The 15,031-nt window shown below is 59.1% G+C and carries 17 protein-coding genes; 9 read left to right on the forward strand and 8 right to left on the reverse strand.

The window, feature by feature from the left end; genetic code table 11:
* The first annotated feature begins 16 nt into the window (after window positions 1-16).
* Window positions 17-982: a tRNA dihydrouridine(20/20a) synthase DusA gene (gene dusA, locus JFU11_RS00005; RefSeq protein WP_201087340.1), complete on the forward strand. Its 966-nt coding sequence runs from the start codon at window positions 17-19 to the stop codon at window positions 980-982.
* A 178-nt stretch (window positions 983-1,160) separates the two neighbouring features.
* Window positions 1,161-2,087: a transaldolase gene (tal, locus tag JFU11_RS00010; RefSeq protein WP_201059231.1), complete on the forward strand. Its 927-nt coding sequence runs from the start codon at window positions 1,161-1,163 to the stop codon at window positions 2,085-2,087.
* 226 nt (window positions 2,088-2,313) lie between these two features.
* On the opposite strand, the gene rssC is transcribed toward tal, so the two are convergent.
* Both rssC and rssB read right to left on the reverse strand, forming a co-directional pair.
* A complete protein-coding gene (gene rssC, locus JFU11_RS00015) occupies window positions 2,314-2,796 on the reverse strand; it encodes an anti-sigma factor antagonist RssC (RefSeq protein ID WP_007935262.1) in 483 nt (160 codons plus the stop codon).
* Window positions 2,796-3,977 carry a two-component system response regulator RssB gene (rssB, locus tag JFU11_RS00020; protein ID WP_038979995.1) on the reverse strand — a complete coding sequence of 394 codons (1,182 nt, stop codon included), beginning with the start codon at window positions 3,975-3,977 and terminating at the stop codon, window positions 2,796-2,798. The genes rssC and rssB overlap by 1 nt, the downstream gene beginning before the upstream one ends.
* 277 nt (window positions 3,978-4,254) lie before the next feature.
* Here rssB and JFU11_RS00025 point away from each other — a divergent pair, with 277 nt between their 5' ends.
* Entirely contained in the window at window positions 4,255-4,554 is a 300-nt protein-coding gene (locus JFU11_RS00025) for a PilZ domain-containing protein (RefSeq protein ID WP_123720896.1), read from the forward strand.
* 71 nt (window positions 4,555-4,625) lie between these two features.
* Here the strand turns inward: JFU11_RS00025 and JFU11_RS00030 are convergent, their stop codons facing one another.
* Window positions 4,626-5,315 (reverse strand): VacJ family lipoprotein, encoded by a 690-nt coding sequence (locus JFU11_RS00030; protein WP_123720895.1) that lies wholly within the window; start codon window positions 5,313-5,315, stop codon window positions 4,626-4,628.
* 200 nt (window positions 5,316-5,515) lie between these two features.
* On the opposite strand from JFU11_RS00030, the gene JFU11_RS00035 reads away from it, so the two are divergent.
* Both JFU11_RS00035 and JFU11_RS00040 read left to right on the forward strand, forming a co-directional pair.
* The gene (locus tag JFU11_RS00035) at window positions 5,516-6,136 is read left to right on the forward strand and encodes an HAD family phosphatase (RefSeq protein WP_123720894.1); all 621 of its coding nucleotides are present in this window, start codon (window positions 5,516-5,518) and stop codon (window positions 6,134-6,136) included.
* 126 nt (window positions 6,137-6,262) lie between these two features.
* Window positions 6,263-6,526 carry a DUF4404 family protein gene (locus tag JFU11_RS00040; protein ID WP_123720893.1) on the forward strand — a complete coding sequence of 88 codons (264 nt, stop codon included), beginning with the start codon at window positions 6,263-6,265 and terminating at the stop codon, window positions 6,524-6,526.
* Window positions 6,527-6,609: 83 nt separating this feature from the next.
* On the opposite strand, the gene queF is transcribed toward JFU11_RS00040, so the two are convergent.
* Both queF and JFU11_RS00050 read right to left on the reverse strand, forming a co-directional pair.
* Window positions 6,610-7,440, reverse strand: a complete 831-nt coding sequence (gene queF, locus JFU11_RS00045; protein WP_052965477.1) for an NADPH-dependent 7-cyano-7-deazaguanine reductase QueF — start codon at window positions 7,438-7,440, stop codon at window positions 6,610-6,612.
* Between the two features lie 61 nt (window positions 7,441-7,501).
* Window positions 7,502-8,029: a cupredoxin family protein gene (locus tag JFU11_RS00050; protein WP_123720891.1), complete on the reverse strand. Its 528-nt coding sequence runs from the start codon at window positions 8,027-8,029 to the stop codon at window positions 7,502-7,504.
* A 154-nt stretch (window positions 8,030-8,183) separates the two neighbouring features.
* On the opposite strand from JFU11_RS00050, the gene JFU11_RS00055 reads away from it, so the two are divergent.
* Window positions 8,184-8,864 (forward strand): heavy metal response regulator transcription factor, encoded by a 681-nt coding sequence (locus JFU11_RS00055; RefSeq protein WP_123720890.1) that lies wholly within the window; start codon window positions 8,184-8,186, stop codon window positions 8,862-8,864.
* Window positions 8,864-10,213, forward strand: a complete 1,350-nt coding sequence (locus JFU11_RS00060; protein WP_201121208.1) for a heavy metal sensor histidine kinase — start codon at window positions 8,864-8,866, stop codon at window positions 10,211-10,213. The genes JFU11_RS00055 and JFU11_RS00060 overlap by 1 nt, the downstream gene beginning before the upstream one ends.
* A gap of 123 nt (window positions 10,214-10,336) precedes the next feature.
* Here JFU11_RS00060 and JFU11_RS00065 read toward each other — a convergent pair whose 3' ends face one another.
* The 3 genes from JFU11_RS00065 to JFU11_RS00075 all read right to left on the reverse strand — a co-directional run bounded on the left by JFU11_RS00065 (window position 10,337) and on the right by JFU11_RS00075 (window position 13,588).
* The gene (locus tag JFU11_RS00065; protein ID WP_123720888.1) at window positions 10,337-11,581 is read right to left on the reverse strand and encodes a lipoprotein-releasing ABC transporter permease subunit; all 1,245 of its coding nucleotides are present in this window, start codon (window positions 11,579-11,581) and stop codon (window positions 10,337-10,339) included.
* Between the two features lie 65 nt (window positions 11,582-11,646).
* Window positions 11,647-12,330, reverse strand: a complete 684-nt coding sequence (gene lolD / locus JFU11_RS00070; protein ID WP_020700644.1) for a lipoprotein-releasing ABC transporter ATP-binding protein LolD — start codon at window positions 12,328-12,330, stop codon at window positions 11,647-11,649.
* Window positions 12,331-12,337: 7 nt separating this feature from the next.
* Complete coding sequence (locus tag JFU11_RS00075; protein WP_123720887.1) at window positions 12,338-13,588, reverse strand: lipoprotein-releasing ABC transporter permease subunit; 1,251 nt, start codon at window positions 13,586-13,588, stop codon at window positions 12,338-12,340.
* A gap of 94 nt (window positions 13,589-13,682) precedes the next feature.
* Between JFU11_RS00075 and JFU11_RS00080 the strand changes: the two genes are divergently transcribed.
* Both JFU11_RS00080 and JFU11_RS00085 read left to right on the forward strand, forming a co-directional pair.
* A complete protein-coding gene (locus JFU11_RS00080) occupies window positions 13,683-14,264 on the forward strand; it encodes a PilZ domain-containing protein (RefSeq protein WP_123720886.1) in 582 nt (193 codons plus the stop codon).
* Window positions 14,265-14,278: 14 nt separating this feature from the next.
* Window positions 14,279-15,001 (forward strand): glycerophosphodiester phosphodiesterase, encoded by a 723-nt coding sequence (locus JFU11_RS00085; RefSeq protein WP_123720885.1) that lies wholly within the window; start codon window positions 14,279-14,281, stop codon window positions 14,999-15,001.
* The last annotated feature ends 30 nt before the right edge of the window (window positions 15,002-15,031 follow it).

Below are 15,031 nucleotides of genomic sequence, written 5' to 3' on the forward strand. Positions count from 1 at the left end.
AAACACTGCCCCGGCCATCTCCCGCCGCTTCTCCGTCGCCCCGATGATGGATTGGACTGATAGGCATTGCAGGTTTTTCCTACGCCTACTATCCAAGCACGCCCTCCTCTACACAGAAATGGTCACCACCGGAGCACTCCTTAACGGCGACCACGACCGCTTCCTGCGTCACAACGAAGCCGAGCACCCGCTCGCCCTCCAGCTCGGCGGCAGCGTCCCATTGGACCTGGCCGCCTGCGCACGCATGGCCCAGGAGCACGGTTACGACGAGGTGAATTTGAATGTCGGCTGCCCGAGTGATCGGGTGCAGAACAATATGATTGGGGCGTGCCTGATGGGGCATCCGCAGTTGGTGGCTGATTGTGTGAAGGCAATGCGTGACGCGGTGTCGATTCCGGTGACGGTGAAACATCGGATCGGGATCAATGGGCGGGACAGTTACGAGCAGTTGTGTGATTTCGTCGGCACGGTTCGGGATGCCGGGTGCACGAGTTTTACCGTGCATGCGCGGATTGCGATTCTGGAGGGGTTGTCGCCGAAGGAGAACCGCGACATTCCGCCTCTGCGCTATGACGTGGCGGCGCGGTTGAAGACGGATTTTCCAGAGCTGGAGATTATTCTCAACGGCGGGATCAAGACGCTGGAGGCTTGTCACGAGCATTTGCAGACGTTCGACGGCGTAATGCTGGGCCGTGAGGCGTATCACAATCCTTATGTGATGGCTGAGGTGGATCAGCAGCTGTTCGGCAGCAAGGCCCCGGTGATCAGCCGGGCCGAGGCGCTGGCGCAGTTGCGGCCTTACATTGCCGAGCATCTGCTGGCGGGTGGGGCGATGCATCACATCACCCGGCATGTGTTGGGGCTGGGCACCGGGTTTCCGGGGGCGCGGAAGTTTCGGCAGCTGTTGTCGGTGGATATTCATAAGGCCAAAGAGCCTTTGGCGTTGCTGGATCAGGCCGCGGAGTTGTTGGAGGGGCGTTAACGGTCACCTGCGTTGAACCTGTCCCCCATTTCAGCATCGTATCTACCGATACCACGCCCCGCCTTTCAAACATCCGTTTTCAGGTTGTTGCCGCTGGGGCCATCGATACACGTACGCGCCCTTGAGTGGCTGCAAGCGCTCGGGTAATGTCATTAGACCCATAGGACAGAGCACGCTCATGACTTCCAAGCTGGAACAACTCAAACAAATGACTACCGTGGTTGCCGACACCGGCGACTTCGAAGCAATCGCTCGCGTTAAACCCGTGGACGCTACCACCAACCCTTCCCTGCTGCTCAAAGCGGCGGCCATTCCCGGTTATGCCGAGTTGCTGAACGCTTGCGTTCACGACTGCAAGGGCGATGTGGGCCTGGCCAGCGACCGTTTTGGCGTTGCGGTAGGGCAAGAAATCCTGAAGGTTGTACCGGGTCGTATTTCCACCGAAGTGGATGCGCGCCTGTCGTTCGACACTGACGCCGTATTGAAGCGTGCGCACCGTCTGATCGACCTGTACGACAAGGCCGGCGTTGGCCGTGACCGTGTGCTGATCAAGATCGCTTCGACCTGGGAAGGCATTCGCGCTGCCGAGAAGCTGGAAAAGGAAGGCATTCAGTGCAACCTGACGCTGCTGTTCTCCTTCGCTCAGGCTGCCGCTTGTGCCGATGCCGGGGTGTTTCTGATTTCGCCGTTCGTGGGCCGCATCTACGACTGGTACAAGAAAGCCACCGGCAACGACTACACCGGCGCGGATGATCCGGGTGTGCAGTCGGTGACGCGTATCTACAACTACTACAAGGCCAATGACTACAAGACTGTGGTGATGGGCGCGAGCTTCCGTAATCTGAATCAGATTGAGCAGTTGGCTGGGTGTGATCGCCTGACCATCAGCCCGGATCTGCTGGAGAAGCTGGCGGCGGACACTGGCAAGCTGGAGCGCAAATTGGCGCCAGGGCATGCCGGTGAAGCGCGTCTGAGCTTGAATGAAGCGCAGTTCCGTTGGTTGTCCAACGAGGATGCGATGGCGACCGAGAAGCTGGCTGAGGGTATCCGCCAGTTTGCTCGGGATCAGGAGAAGCTTGAGGCGTTGTTGCAGGCCAAGCTGTGATCTAGCTCGCAGCGATGCAAAAAGGGCGAACCTTAGCGGGTTCGCCCTTTTTTGTGTGCGTTTGGTAGTGGGGATTGGGTTGGCTTCGCGCTAGTGCCCGTGGTGGATGTGCGGACGCCTTCGCGGGCAAGCCCGCTCCCACAGGGATTTATGGTATGGCTGAGATCGGTGTGGGAGCGAGCCTGCTCGCGATGGGGTCAGAGCGGCCCTCCATCACTTCAAAGGATCAGTGCCGCTCCAACGCATTCACCAGGTCATGGAACGCTTCACGGTTGGAGTCGTTCAGGCCCATGAGGATTTTGTGCGCTTCGAGGACTTTGATTCGTACCACTTCTTCGGACTGGTCCTGGTCTGGCAGGTCGGTCAGGCATTCAGGGCATGGGATCGGGCGGTCAACGATGTTGAACACTTGCTCGAAGCCCATGGACTGCAGCAGACGGGTGATGTCTTCGTGGGTGGTGACGACGGTCGGCAGCAGGCCGACCTTTTGCCGAGACAGGATCGACAGTTTGGCCAGCAGGCCCAAGGTGGTGCTGTCGATGCTGCGGGTTTCGGTCAGGTCGATCACGATGGCGTTGAAATTCAACGCAGTGAAGATCCGCTCAATAGTCGCATCCAACGCCGAACACAGGGTCAGGCGAACTTCACCGACGAACTTCAGGACGAAGGTGCCGTCCTGCTCGGCGAACTGGATTCTACCGGTACTCATTAAAGATTCCTGCTCAACACCAACAGGGCGATATCATCCGGCATCTCCCCTAGCGTGGCCAATCCAAAAACCTGGCGCAGACCATCCAGGCTGCCGCCCGCTGCCTTCACCCGTTGAGGTAAAGCAGCTTCTTTATCTTTGAGTGTGGGTTCTGGCAAAAGGTCCAAAATGCCATCAGACATCAGCGTCAAGCTGAACACTGGCGGCAATTCCAGTACGTGGTCTTCGTAGGTGGCTTCATTGAAGAGGCCCACCGGCAGACCGCGCCCTTCCAGGTAACGAACACTGTCTGGCGTGTACAACACAGGCAACGGCAGATGACCGCCGATGCTATAGGTCAACAAACCGGTCTCCTCGTCGATGACTCCACCGACCATTGTGACGTGTTTACCCAGCTTACAACTGATCAGGCCCCGGTTGATATGACCAAGAACCTCTGAAGGCTTGAACTCTGGCAATGTGCCGTTGCGCTTGGATTCGAACAGCAAGCGCGTGGTCATGAACTTCAACAGCACGGTAACGAAGGCTGAAGAGGCGCCATGACCGGAAACGTCCGCCAGGTAAAACGCTACCCGACGCTCGTCGACCCGAAAGTAGTCAACGAAATCGCCCGACAGGTACAGCGATGGAATGATCTGGTGCGCAAACTGGAACTCATCAATGCTCCAGGGGCTGACCGGCAGCATGTTCATCTGCACCTGGCGACCGGCGTTCTGGTCTTCCTGGAGCAGGTTCAGGCTGGCTTCGAGCTCGCGGTTGGCCTTTTCCAGCTTCTCGCGATAGCGCTGGTTTTCCAGCAGCAGACGCGCACGATCCAGAGCCCGGCGCACGGAGTGCTCGAGCACGGCCAGATCTTCGAGAGGCTTGATCAGGTAGTCCGCCGCGCCCAGGCGCAGGGCCTCGACCGCGTCGTTCATCACGCCGGCGCCCGACACCACGATTACCGGTGTTTGCGGCGACAGCTCGGTGACCTGGCGAATGAGTTCGAGTCCGCCCATCTGCGGCATGCGCAGATCGCAGATGACCAAATCGGGCTTGTCTTGCTCGAATACCTGAAGACCCTGCTGGCCATTGCTGGCCTGCAGGACACTGAAACCACTGTCTTCCAAGTAGGCCGCGAGGCTCGCGCGCACTACTTCGTCATCATCGATTATCAGCAGCGTGGCACTGGTTTTTGGCATGTGGGCAAACGGCGCCAGAATTAGGTTGGCGTAGCAGGCTGGGCATTTGGCCCTGCTCACACTACTGGATTCGCTTTCTAGCCTCTCTGGCTGCACTGTTTTCGAGCGTTTGCCCTACTCACAAGTCCACCAAAGGTGCCCTTCTAAGGCGCAGACGGTACTCCCATCCGCGAGGCGTTTCAAGCTCACGCCGATGGTCGCTTGACGTCTTTACTTGTCAAATCACCGAGAGTTATAAGAACAGGCAAAACCGTAACCCAAAGGAAGGATCGAGCCCATGAGCCAAACTGATCGGGACTACAGCGAAAAGCGCGATTTCATCCGCATGCGGGTCGATGCCGATGTGGCGCTGATTCATGAGGGCGATGAGGTGCCAGCCGTCTGCATCGACCTTTCCAGCAGCGGTATGCAGGTTGAGGCGCCCCGCTTATTCAAGGTCGGTGACCGGCTCAGTGTGCGGATTGATTCCGATCACGCGGCGCTAAAAGGCCTTGAGGCCGATACCGAAGTGGTGTGGGTGAAAGCACAGGACGGTGGCAGTCAGAAACTCGGGCTTACAATCCTGAAGATGAAATAACCCGATTTAACCCGTAAGCCAAACGAAAGAAGGCGGCCAAATGGCCGCCTTCTTCGTTTTACCGGTCGAGATTAAAAATCGTCTTCGACCTGGCCGTCCTTGACCTTGAATTCGCGGTTTTGCAGGTATGCATTGCGAATGAAGGTGTATTTGTCGCCGCTGATCAACTTCTCGGCCGACAACAGGCTGGCGCGGGCGTCGACGATGTTCAGGCCAAAGATCGAGTTACGCACCGGCACGTCGTGAATGTAGCGGTATGGGCCGGTATAGCCGTCGACATATTTGGAAGGCGCATCACGCAAGGTGCTTGGGCCCAGGAACGGCAGCATTACGTATGGACCGCTGCCCACGCCCCAGTAACCGAGGGTCTGGCCGAAGTCTTCATCGTTGCGATGCAGGCCCATCTGAGTGCCCACGTCGAAGAAGCCCAGCAGGCCGAAGGTGGTGTTGAAGATCAAACGCGCGGTGTCGACGCCTGCCGCGGCGGGTTTGACCTGCAACACGTCGTTGGCGAGGTTGGTCACGTCGCCGACATTGCGGAACATGTTGTGGATGCCATCTTCCAGAAACTGCGGCGTGACGAATTGATAGCCCTGAGCCAATGGCTTCAGTGCGTAAGTGTCGACAAAATCGTTGAACTTGTAGATCGGGCGGTTAATGCTTTCCCAAGGATCTTCTTCCGTGGCAGCCTGAGCCGCAAACGGAACCAGCAATACACTGGCACACATACAAAGCTGAGCGAGTCGATTGCTCCAGCGCATAGAGAAACTCCTTGGATTGTACTGACGCGGGCGCTTGGCCCAGTCGCAAAGACCGCTAGTATATGATGGATAACACGGTTTAGGCAGCATCGTGCGCGATGGCCTGCGACTGACTGTTCCTGGCTGGGAGCGATTCACATCAGTGTCACTCAACTGTCACCGTCCACGAATAGCCTTGTTACTATTTCAAGGATGTTGACATGCCACGCGCCGAAACCTCGCCTCTCATCGCACCCAGCCTGACCGCTGTACTGTTCGGCCTCAGTGGATGTCTGGTGGATTTCGGCGCACGCACTCGCCAAGCCGGCACACTGACTGCCGAGCATGCCGAAGTCACGCTCGGCGCTCTGGATAGCCTGTCCAGCTTGCAGCGCCAACAGATTCCTTGCGCCTGGCTCGATGAACTGTCCCCCGCCCTCAGCCACTCTCTGGCCGCGGCACTCCCGGACTGGATCAAACCTTCGCAACACCCGGCAACAATCAATCCATGGCCGGCCCCGAACGCCTGCTGGCAAGCGTTGATGGCGTTGAATGTCGAACGTCTGGACGGTTGCGTGCTGGTCAGCGGCGAACCGCGTCTTCTGCAATCGGGCCTGAATGCCGGTTTGTGGACCATTGGCCTGGCGTCCTGCGGCTCGCTGTGCGGGCTGGCCCCCAGCGAATGGCAGGCCTTGAGTCAAAAGGAACGGGAACACTTGCGCGGCAAGGCGACAATGCAGTTGTTCGGCCTGGGCGTGCATTCGGTGATCGATCATCTGGGCGAACTCGACACCTGTCTGGCCGATATCAGTCTGCGCCGGCTCAAGGGCGAAAAGCCCTGATCGCCGCCTCACACCTATGAAGGCATGCAGGTTGCGCGCGAGTGGATTAATCTAAAGGTCAAGCCATAGACCTTTGGCATGCTGCTGCGGTCTATGCCAGTGCCTATCGATAAAAGGAAGAACGCCATGCCTGCCCGCGAACTGCAAGAACAGCTCAACAAACTGCGCGAGCAATTGGAACAGAATCCACCGCTGACCGAAGCCGAGCGCGAAGACCTGCACACGCTGATGCAACAGATCGAACTTGAGCTTGAACTCGAAACCAAAACCCAGGACACCAACCTCGCCGACAATGTGAACCTGGCCGTCGAGCGCTTCGAACTTGAACACCCAACCCTTGCTGGCACCTTGCGCAACATCGTGCAAGCCTTGGGCAACATGGGGATCTGAACCCGCCAGATGCAAAAAGTCCCGCTATCGATAGCGGGGCTTTTTAATGTCTGCGACCTGAAATGCAATCCCTTGTGGAAGCTTTACTGACGGACCAAGCGATGGTTCGGCAGTTGCACGTCTTCGGTGCTGCGATACGGGTTGATGTCCAACCCGCCGCGACGCACATACCGTGCATACACCGTCAGTTTCTCTGGTTTCAGCAACCGTTGCAGGTCGAGGAAAATCCGCTCCACACACTGCTCATGGAAGTCCGAGTGCTGGCGGAAGCTCACGATGTATTCCAGCAAACTCGCATGGTCCAGCGCCGCGCCACGATATTCCACCGCTACGCTGCCCCAATCCGGCTGGCTGGTGACCGGGCAGTTGGATTTGAGCAAATGGCTGTGCACGCTCTCTTCAATAATGAGCGACTCATCGCACCGCAGCAGTTCCGGGCGCGGGTGCTCATAGTTGCTGACGCTGATATCCAGGTCATCGATGCACACACCCGGCAACGCCACGACGCCTTCTGCCTCAACATCTTTCAAGCTGCGAATCCGCACGCCCACCGGTTTGCCGGCAGCGGCCGAGAGGTCTTTCGCCAGTGTCGCCTCAAGGCTTGCGGTATCGGCAAACGCTGTTTGGTTCAGCGAGTTGAGGTACAGCTTGAACGACTTCGATTCGATGATATTCGGCGAATCCGCCGGAATGCTGAATTCGCCAATCGCCACCACAGGCTTGCCGGATGGCAACAGCCACGACAGTTCGAAGCAGTTCCAGAAGTCCACGCCCTTGTACGGCAAGGTTTCAGCCGTCAGGCCCAGCTCCGCCCATTTCGCGGTACGCGGGATCGGGAACAGCAAGGACGGCGTGTAGGTGGCGATGTATTCGCTGGATTTGCCCAGCGGCGAATGTTCGGCTGCGGGATGCATGGCGGAAACCTGACTAAAGAATCAGCGGATTCTACCAGCCTTTGCTCCCGCCTTTGAGTGCTTACTGACTGACTGTCAGTTTGCCGACCATACCGGCCTGATAGTGGCCGGGGATATTGCAGGCAAATTCCAGATTGGTGGCCTTGGTGAAGGTCCAGGTCAGCTCGGCGGTTTTACCCGGTTCCACCAGCACGCTGTTCGGGTCATCGTGTTTCATCCCATGCCCTTCGGAAGAATGGCCCATGGAGCCGTGGTCCATTGCCTTCAGCCCTGTAGGCATCAGCATGCCGCTTTGCTGCATCTGGAGCATTTCCTGCTGGTGCCGGGCATGCATCGCCATGTCGCCGAGGTTGAATTCGTGCAGCAACTGGCCTTTATTCACCAGTACAAAACGCACGGTTTCCCCGGCCTTGATATCGATTGCCTTGGAAGTGAAGGACATGTCGCCCATCACCACTTCAATGCTGCGGGTAGCCTTGGTCGCCGCCGCCGGTTGACCGAAGTCATAGGAATGCGCGGGTGAAGCCTCAAGCCCCAGGCTCAGAGTCAGCAAGCAAGCAGCCAGTACCAGACGATTTTGCAAAAACATAGTCGCGCTCCAACAAGATAAGGTTCAGCTTGTGGGAAACTCTAAGCTGCGGGTACTGCCAACCACCTGACAGACAAATTACAACTTTGTCAGGTTGGCCTGCATCGCCGCCGCCCACGGTATAACGCACCCGTTCCAACTGCCCGAGTCGCCCATGAAACTGCTGATTGTCGAAGACCAACCGAAAACTGGCCATTACCTGCGTCAGGGCCTGACCGAGGCCGGGTTCACCACCGAACTGGCGGCAGACGGCAACACCGGCCAGCAACTGGCGTTGAGCGGCGATTACGCCTTGTTGATTCTCGATGTGATGCTGCCTGGTCGCGATGGCTGGCAGATTCTGCAAGCGGTGCGCGGCGCTGGCCTGGACACTCCGGTACTGTTTCTTACAGCCCGAGACGCAGTGGAGGACAGAGTGCACGGCCTGGAGCTGGGTGCCGACGACTATCTGGTCAAACCGTTCGCCTTCTCCGAACTGCTGGCGCGGGTTCGCAGTCTGCTGCGTCGCGGCAACGCCACGCCTCAGGAAACCAGCCTGCAACTTGCCGATTTGCGCCTGGATCTGATCCGCCGCCGGGTCGAGCGCAACGGTCAGCGCATCGACCTGACCGCCAAGGAATTCGCCCTGCTGGAAATGCTCCTGCGGCGACAAGGCGAAGTTCTGCCCAAGTCGCTGATCGCTTCCCAGGTGTGGGACATGAATTTCGACAGCGACACCAATGTTATCGAAGTGGCGATCCGCCGCTTGCGCCTGAAGATCGACGATGACTTCCCGAACAAGTTGATCCACACCGTGCGCGGCATGGGTTATGTCCTTGAAGAGCGCCCTGCCTGATGCGCCGACTCTCACTAAGCAATCGTCTGGCGCTGCTGTTCGCAGCTTGCACTGCCGTGGTGTCGTTGTTCGCCGGGGTGTTGTTCAGCCGCGCCAGCGAGGCGCACTTTATCGAGTTGGACCAGCAGTTGCTGGATGGCAAACTGATTGGTTTGCGCCGGGCGCTGGATGACATTCAGTCCAGCGAAAGCGAGACCAGGCTGGCCGATGAATTGAGCCGACAAGCCGATCTTTCGCTGCGCATCATCGGCAGTGACGGCCAACGGTTGTACGACAGCTCGGAGCGTTTACCCAAAGACTTGCCGCGCCAGTTGGGCCTATCGACGGTAAGCGATGACGGCACCGACTATCGCGTCCTGAATGCACCGCTGTTCCTCGACAAACCCGATTCACCGCAACTGACCCTGCTGCTGGACATCACCCATCACCAGCACTTTCTGCAGCGCATGCAGCACCTGATTTGGCTGACGGTCGGTTTGTCGGCGCTGGCCACCGCCCTACTCGGTGCCTGGGCCGCACGCAGTGGTTTGCGCCCGCTGCGGCGCATGAGTGCGGTCGCCAGCGGTGTTTCGGCGCAATCGCTCAACGCGCGGCTGCCGGAAGCAGACATGCCGCCAGAACTCGCGGAAATGGCCCACAGCTTCAACGCCATGCTCGGACGCCTTGATGACTCTTTTCAGCGGCTTTCGGCGTTCTCCGCCGACATCGCCCATGAACTGCGCACACCGCTGTCGAACCTGCTGACCCACACCCAGGTCACCCTCACCCGCCCTCGCCCAATCGAGGATTACCGCGAAGCGCTGCACAGTAACCTCGAAGAACTGCAATGGATGGCGCAACTGGTCAACGACATGTTGTACCTGGCCAAGGCTGACCACGGCTTGCTGATGCCCAAGCGCGAACCGCTGGAACTGGCGGAAGAAGCCGATGTGCTGCTGGAGTTCTTTGCACCGTTAGCCGAGGACGCTCAAGTGAAGTTGAGTCGTGACGGCAGCGCGAGCATGCAGGGCGACCGCAGCATGTTGCGTCGGGCGCTGTCCAATTTGCTGGACAATGCGTTGCGGTTTACCCCGGTCGGTGGCCAGGTGCGGGTGAAGATTGGCGAGCAGCCGACAGGCTTGAGCCTGACTGTCGAAAACAGTGGTGAAGGGATTTCTGAAGATTTGTTGCCGCGTTTGTTTGACCGCTTCTACCGGGCAGACCCGGCGCGTCGTGAAGGCAGCAGCGAGCATGCGGGGTTGGGATTGGCGATTACCCAGTCAATCATCCGCGCCCATGGCGGGCAGATTCGTTGCGAATCGGATAAGGGGTGGACGCGGTTTGTGATTGAGTTGCCAAAGGGGGATTGAGGGCAGCAGGTCTGGCCCCATCGCGGGCAAGCCCGCTCCCACAGTGACCGAGTTGAATCACAATGATGTGAACGACTCGAAACCCTGTGGGAGCGGGCTTGCCCGCGATAGCGATCTACAGGCTTACGAATACCGCAACGCAGTAGCTGGCTCGACTTTCGCCGCCCGCCACGCCGGATACACCGTCGCCAAAAAGCTCATGATGAAACCGGCGGAACAGATCAACAACACATCCGCGCCCTGCAGCTCCGACGGCAAGTTACTGACAAAGTACACATCGGAACTGAAGATGTGCTGCCCACTGACCCGCTCCATCCAGCCCACCAGTTCACTGACGTTCAGCGCTGCGATCACGCCCAGCACGCCGCCAATCAAGGTGCCGACAACCCCGATCACCGTGCCCTGCACCATGAAGATCGCCATGATCTGCCGAGGCGTCGCGCCGATGGTGCGCAGGATCGCGATGTCCGCGCCCTTGTCGTTCACCACCATGATCAGGGTGGCGATGATGTTGAACGCCGCCACCGCGACGATCATCAGCAATAGCAAGCCGATCATGGTTTTTTCCATCTTCATCGCGCTGAACAGACTGCCTTGGGTGTGGGTCCAGTCGTCAGCCTTGTAGGCGGCGCCCAAGCCGGTCGCGATGTCGCTCGACACTTGCGGCGCTGCGTACAGATCCTTCACCGCCAGGCGCACGCTCTGCACCTGATTCGGCTGCCAGTGCTGCATCTGCGCGGCATCGGCGAGGTGGATCAGCGCCATCGAGCCGTCCAGCTCGGCGCCAACCTTGAACACACCGACCACGTTCAGGCGCTGCATGCGCGGGGTAATCCCACCCGGTGCGCTGCTGATTTCCGGCACGATCAGGGTGATCTTGTCGCCGACATTCAAGCGAAAACGTCGCGCGGTGATCTCACCGACCACTACGCCGAACTCGCCCGGCTTCAAGGCATCGAGACGTCCCTGAACAATGTGCTTGGCAACGATCGAGACCTTGCCTTCCAGCGCCGGGTCGACACCGCTGACCTGGATCGGCTGCATCGTGCCCTTGTAGGACAGCATGCCTTCCATCTCGGTGAACGGCACCGCCGCCGTCACTTCAGGATTCTTCATCGCGGCGGCGGCCACCGGCTGCCAATCGTCGATAGGGTTCACGCCGACGATGGTCGCGTGGGGCACCATGCCGAGGATGCGCGAGCTCATTTCGCGCTGGAAGCCGTTCATCACCGACAACACCACGATCATCGCCAGCACGCCCAGGGCGAGGCCGATCATCGAGGTCATCGAGATGAAGGAAACAAAGCGATTGCGGCGCTTGGCGCGGGTATAGCGCGTGCCGATAAAGATCGATAACGGTCTGAACATTCGCTGGGGCACCGTATAAAAATAAAAGACCCGACGCACTGTTCAGTACGCCGGGTTTCGGTCAATCAGATGGGTGTCAGGTAACCTTCCTGCAAATGCAGGACGCGATCCATCTGGCGAGCCAGGTTCATATCGTGGGTCACCACCAGGAACGCGGTGCGCATCGAGGTGCTGAGTTCCAGCATCAAATCCTGAATGCCTTGGGCAGTATGGGAGTCGAGGTTGCCGGTCGGCTCGTCGAGCATCACCAGGCCTGGCTTGTTCACCAGGGCGCGGGCGATGGCCACACGCTGGCGTTCGCCACCGGACAATTCCGCCGGTTTGTGCTCCAGACGATGGCCCAGCCCTACCCGCTCCAGCAACGCCGTCGCACGCTGACGCGCTTCCGGGATCGCGGTTTTACCGATCAGCAACGGCATGCAGACGTTTTCCAGCGCGGTGAACTCAGGCAGCAAGTGGTGGAACTGGTAAACGAAACCCAGCGACCGATTGCGCAGCAGGCCACGGGCCTTTTCGTTCAGTGCCGAGAGCTCTTCACCGGCCAGCCAGACGCTGCCCTTGGTCGGCGTATCGAGGCCGCCCAGCAGGTTGAGCAAGGTACTTTTGCCCGAACCCGAGGTACCGACGATCGCCACGCGCTCACCTGGGTGCAACTCCAGTTGCAGTCCCGCCAGAACCTCTACCGATTCCGGGCCTTCCACGTAGGATTTGCCCAGGTTGCGGCAGCTCAAGATTGCTTTATCACTCATGCCCGACTCACTCATAACGTAGCGCCTCCGCAGGCTGGGTGCGCGCGGCACGCCAGGCTGGATACAGGGTGGCGAGGAAACTCAGGACCAACGCGGCGGCGCAGACCATCAATACGTCCTGACTCTGCACTTGCGACGGCAGGTAATCGATGAAATACACGTCGGCGTTCAGGAATTTATGGCCGATCAGCCCTTCAAGGGCCGAAATCGCGGCGCTGACGTTCAGCGCGGCGAAGATACCGACCACAGCGCCGATCAACGTACCGACCACGCCAATGACCGTGCCCTGGACCATGAAGATCGCCATGATTGAACCCGGCGTGGCGCCAAGGGTGCGCAGGATCGCGATGTCGCCCTTCTTGTCGTTCACCACCATCACCAGCGTGGAGATGATGTTGAACGCTGCAACAGCGACGATCAGCAACAACAGCAGGCCGATCATGGCTTTTTCCATGCGGATCGCTTGATACAGATTGCCGTGGGTGCGGGTCCAGTCGCGGGCGTAATACTTGTCTTCGCCGAGCTGCTGGGCGATGGTCCACGCCATGCGCGGCGCCTGGAACAGATCGTCGAACTTCAAGCGGATGCCCTGGACCTGATCCGGCTTCCAGCGGTGCAGCTTCGCCAGATCCTGCAGATTAGTGATGCCCAGATAGCCGTCGATCTCACCGGCGCCGACGTGGAAGATGCCGACCACGGTAAAGCGTTTCATGCGCGGGAACATCCCGGCCGGGGTCACGGTGACCTCCGGCGCGACAAATGTCAGCTTGTCGCCGACCGCCACGCCGAGCTTGGCCGCGGCCTTGTCGCCGATGACGATGCCGAAACTGCCCGGCGCCAGGTCGTCGAGTTTGCCCTGCTGCATGAAGTTATCAATGATCGACACCTGCCGTTCCTGCACAGGGTCGATGGCATTGAGCAGCACTTTGGAGACCTTGCCGTTGTTGGTCAGCAGGCCCTGCATCTGGACGAAGGGCGCAACCGCCGCCACCTGCGGGTTCTGCTTGACCTTGGCGGCCAGGCTTTGCCAGTCGCTGATCGGCTCACCGGACTCGATGGTCGCGTGGGGCACCATGCCCAGCACGCGGGTGCGCATCTCATGATCGAAGCCGTTCATGACCGACAGCACGACGATCATCACGACCACGCCAAGGGCAAGTCCGATCATCGAGGTCAGGGAAATGAACGACACAAAATGATTGCGACGCTTTGCACGGGTATAACGCGTGCCAATAAATACGAAGAGAGGTCTGAACATGTCGGGGCTTGTTCGGAGGGAAAAGGAACGTCCTTGTGGCGGGGGTCGATAACCAGCTTTACACTCAGACCACCGCCGCTACCATGGGTTCGCCATGTCGACATTAGATGAAGAAGATCGCCGCGAATACTACCGTATCGAGGACACGATCGCACTGGAAATTCGGCCCCTGTCTGCTCCCGAAGCCGCAGGCCAGGAAGTGTTGCAGGATGCTTCCCCTCTATTCAACCTGCTCAGCGAACTGCACCTGAGCGAATTCGAGTCGCAACACCTGCTGCGACAGATCAGCGAACGCGACCGGACCATCGCCGCGTTCCTGAAATCCCAGAACAAACGCATCGATCTGCTGAGCCAGGTGGTCGCCCTGACCGTGCTCGGACAGATCGGCGAACCGCAGCCGGTGATTATCTCCGAAGGGGGCATCGACTTTCAGTATCCGACGTCCATCGCCACCGGCGCGCACCTGTCGGTGAAACTGGTGCTGATGCCGCAAGCCCTTGGCCTGTTGCTGCGGGCTCGTGTCACCCATTGCGACCGCAAGGGCGACGGCTATGACATCGGCACCGAGTTCGAATACCTGTCCGATGCCCAGCGGCAATTGCTGGCCCGTTACATCTTGCAGCGACAGGCACAAGAACGACGCCTGGCCCGCGAACAAAACGAATCAGGCATTTAATTTAAGGAAGAACCGTGACTCTCATCTACGGCCATCGCGGCGCCAAGGGCGAAGCACCGGAAAACACCCTGACCAGCTTTCAGGAATGCCTCAAGCACGGCGTACGCCGCTGCGAACTGGACTTGCACCTGTCCAAGGATGGCGAGTTGATGGTGATCCACGACCCGACCCTCAAACGCACCACCGAGCGTCGCGGCAAAGTAGTCGAACATACCGCCGCGGAGCTGGTGACCTACGACGCGCGCAAGGGTGGCCCGGGCTGGATCAAACCCTGCCCGATTCCAACGCTGGAAGAATTGTTCGAGAAATGCGATTTCGAGCACTGGCAGCTGGAAGTCAAAAGCGCTTCTCGCACCCGTGCCGCGAGCACCGTGCTGGCGATTCGGGAAATGGCGCAGCGTTTCGGTATACGGGACAAGATCACAATTACGTCGAGTTCACGCGAAGTATTGAAAGCCGCGCTGGACCTGGTGCCGGACGTGTCTCGCGGATTGGTGGCCGAGTACGCTTGGCTCGACCCGTTGAAGGTCGCGCAAAACTATGGCTGTGAGATGCTGGCGCTGAACTGGACCCTGTGTACGCCGGAACGCCTGCAGAAGGCGCAGCGTCAGGGGCTGCATGTGTCGGTGTGGACAGTCAACGAGCCCGCGCTGATGCGCAGACTCGCCGACTTCGGCGTTGACAGCCTGATTACAGACTTTCCCGGTTTGGCCACTGCCACGCTCGAGAATTGCTGAAATCGGTCTCCCCGGCCGGCTCAGGCCACC

Origin of the sequence: Pseudomonas sp. TH37 (assembly GCF_016650735.1) — a bacterium.
GTDB lineage: Bacteria > Pseudomonadota > Gammaproteobacteria > Pseudomonadales > Pseudomonadaceae > Aquipseudomonas > Aquipseudomonas farris.

What these genes read in the sequence shown, in the direction of transcription:
- rssB (WP_038979995.1), bottom strand. Translation starts at nt 3,977, where the DNA reads ATGCCAAAAACCAGTGCCACGCTGCTGATAATCGATGATGACGAAGTA.
- JFU11_RS00075 (WP_123720887.1), bottom strand. Translation starts at nt 13,588, where the DNA reads ATGTTCAGACCTCTCTTCGTATTTATTGGCACGCGTTATACCCGTGCA.
- rssC (WP_007935262.1), bottom strand. Translation starts at nt 2,796, where the DNA reads ATGAGTACCGGTAGAATCCAGTTCGCCGAGCAGGACGGCACCTTCGTC.
- queF (WP_052965477.1), bottom strand. Translation starts at nt 7,440, where the DNA reads ATGCATCCCGCAGCCGAACATTCGCCGCTGGGCAAATCCAGCGAATAC.
- JFU11_RS00035 (WP_123720894.1), top strand. Translation starts at nt 5,516, where the DNA reads ATGCCACGCGCCGAAACCTCGCCTCTCATCGCACCCAGCCTGACCGCT.
- JFU11_RS00050 (WP_123720891.1), bottom strand. Translation starts at nt 8,029, where the DNA reads ATGTTTTTGCAAAATCGTCTGGTACTGGCTGCTTGCTTGCTGACTCTG.
- JFU11_RS00025 (WP_123720896.1), top strand. Translation starts at nt 4,255, where the DNA reads ATGAGCCAAACTGATCGGGACTACAGCGAAAAGCGCGATTTCATCCGC.
- tal (WP_201059231.1), top strand. Translation starts at nt 1,161, where the DNA reads ATGACTTCCAAGCTGGAACAACTCAAACAAATGACTACCGTGGTTGCC.
- JFU11_RS00055 (WP_123720890.1), top strand. Translation starts at nt 8,184, where the DNA reads ATGAAACTGCTGATTGTCGAAGACCAACCGAAAACTGGCCATTACCTG.
- JFU11_RS00030 (WP_123720895.1), bottom strand. Translation starts at nt 5,315, where the DNA reads ATGCGCTGGAGCAATCGACTCGCTCAGCTTTGTATGTGTGCCAGTGTA.
- lolD (WP_020700644.1), bottom strand. Translation starts at nt 12,330, where the DNA reads ATGAGTGATAAAGCAATCTTGAGCTGCCGCAACCTGGGCAAATCCTAC.
- JFU11_RS00040 (WP_123720893.1), top strand. Translation starts at nt 6,263, where the DNA reads ATGCCTGCCCGCGAACTGCAAGAACAGCTCAACAAACTGCGCGAGCAA.
- JFU11_RS00080 (WP_123720886.1), top strand. Translation starts at nt 13,683, where the DNA reads ATGTCGACATTAGATGAAGAAGATCGCCGCGAATACTACCGTATCGAG.
- JFU11_RS00065 (WP_123720888.1), bottom strand. Translation starts at nt 11,581, where the DNA reads ATGTTCAGACCGTTATCGATCTTTATCGGCACGCGCTATACCCGCGCC.
- JFU11_RS00060 (WP_201121208.1), top strand. Translation starts at nt 8,864, where the DNA reads ATGCGCCGACTCTCACTAAGCAATCGTCTGGCGCTGCTGTTCGCAGCT.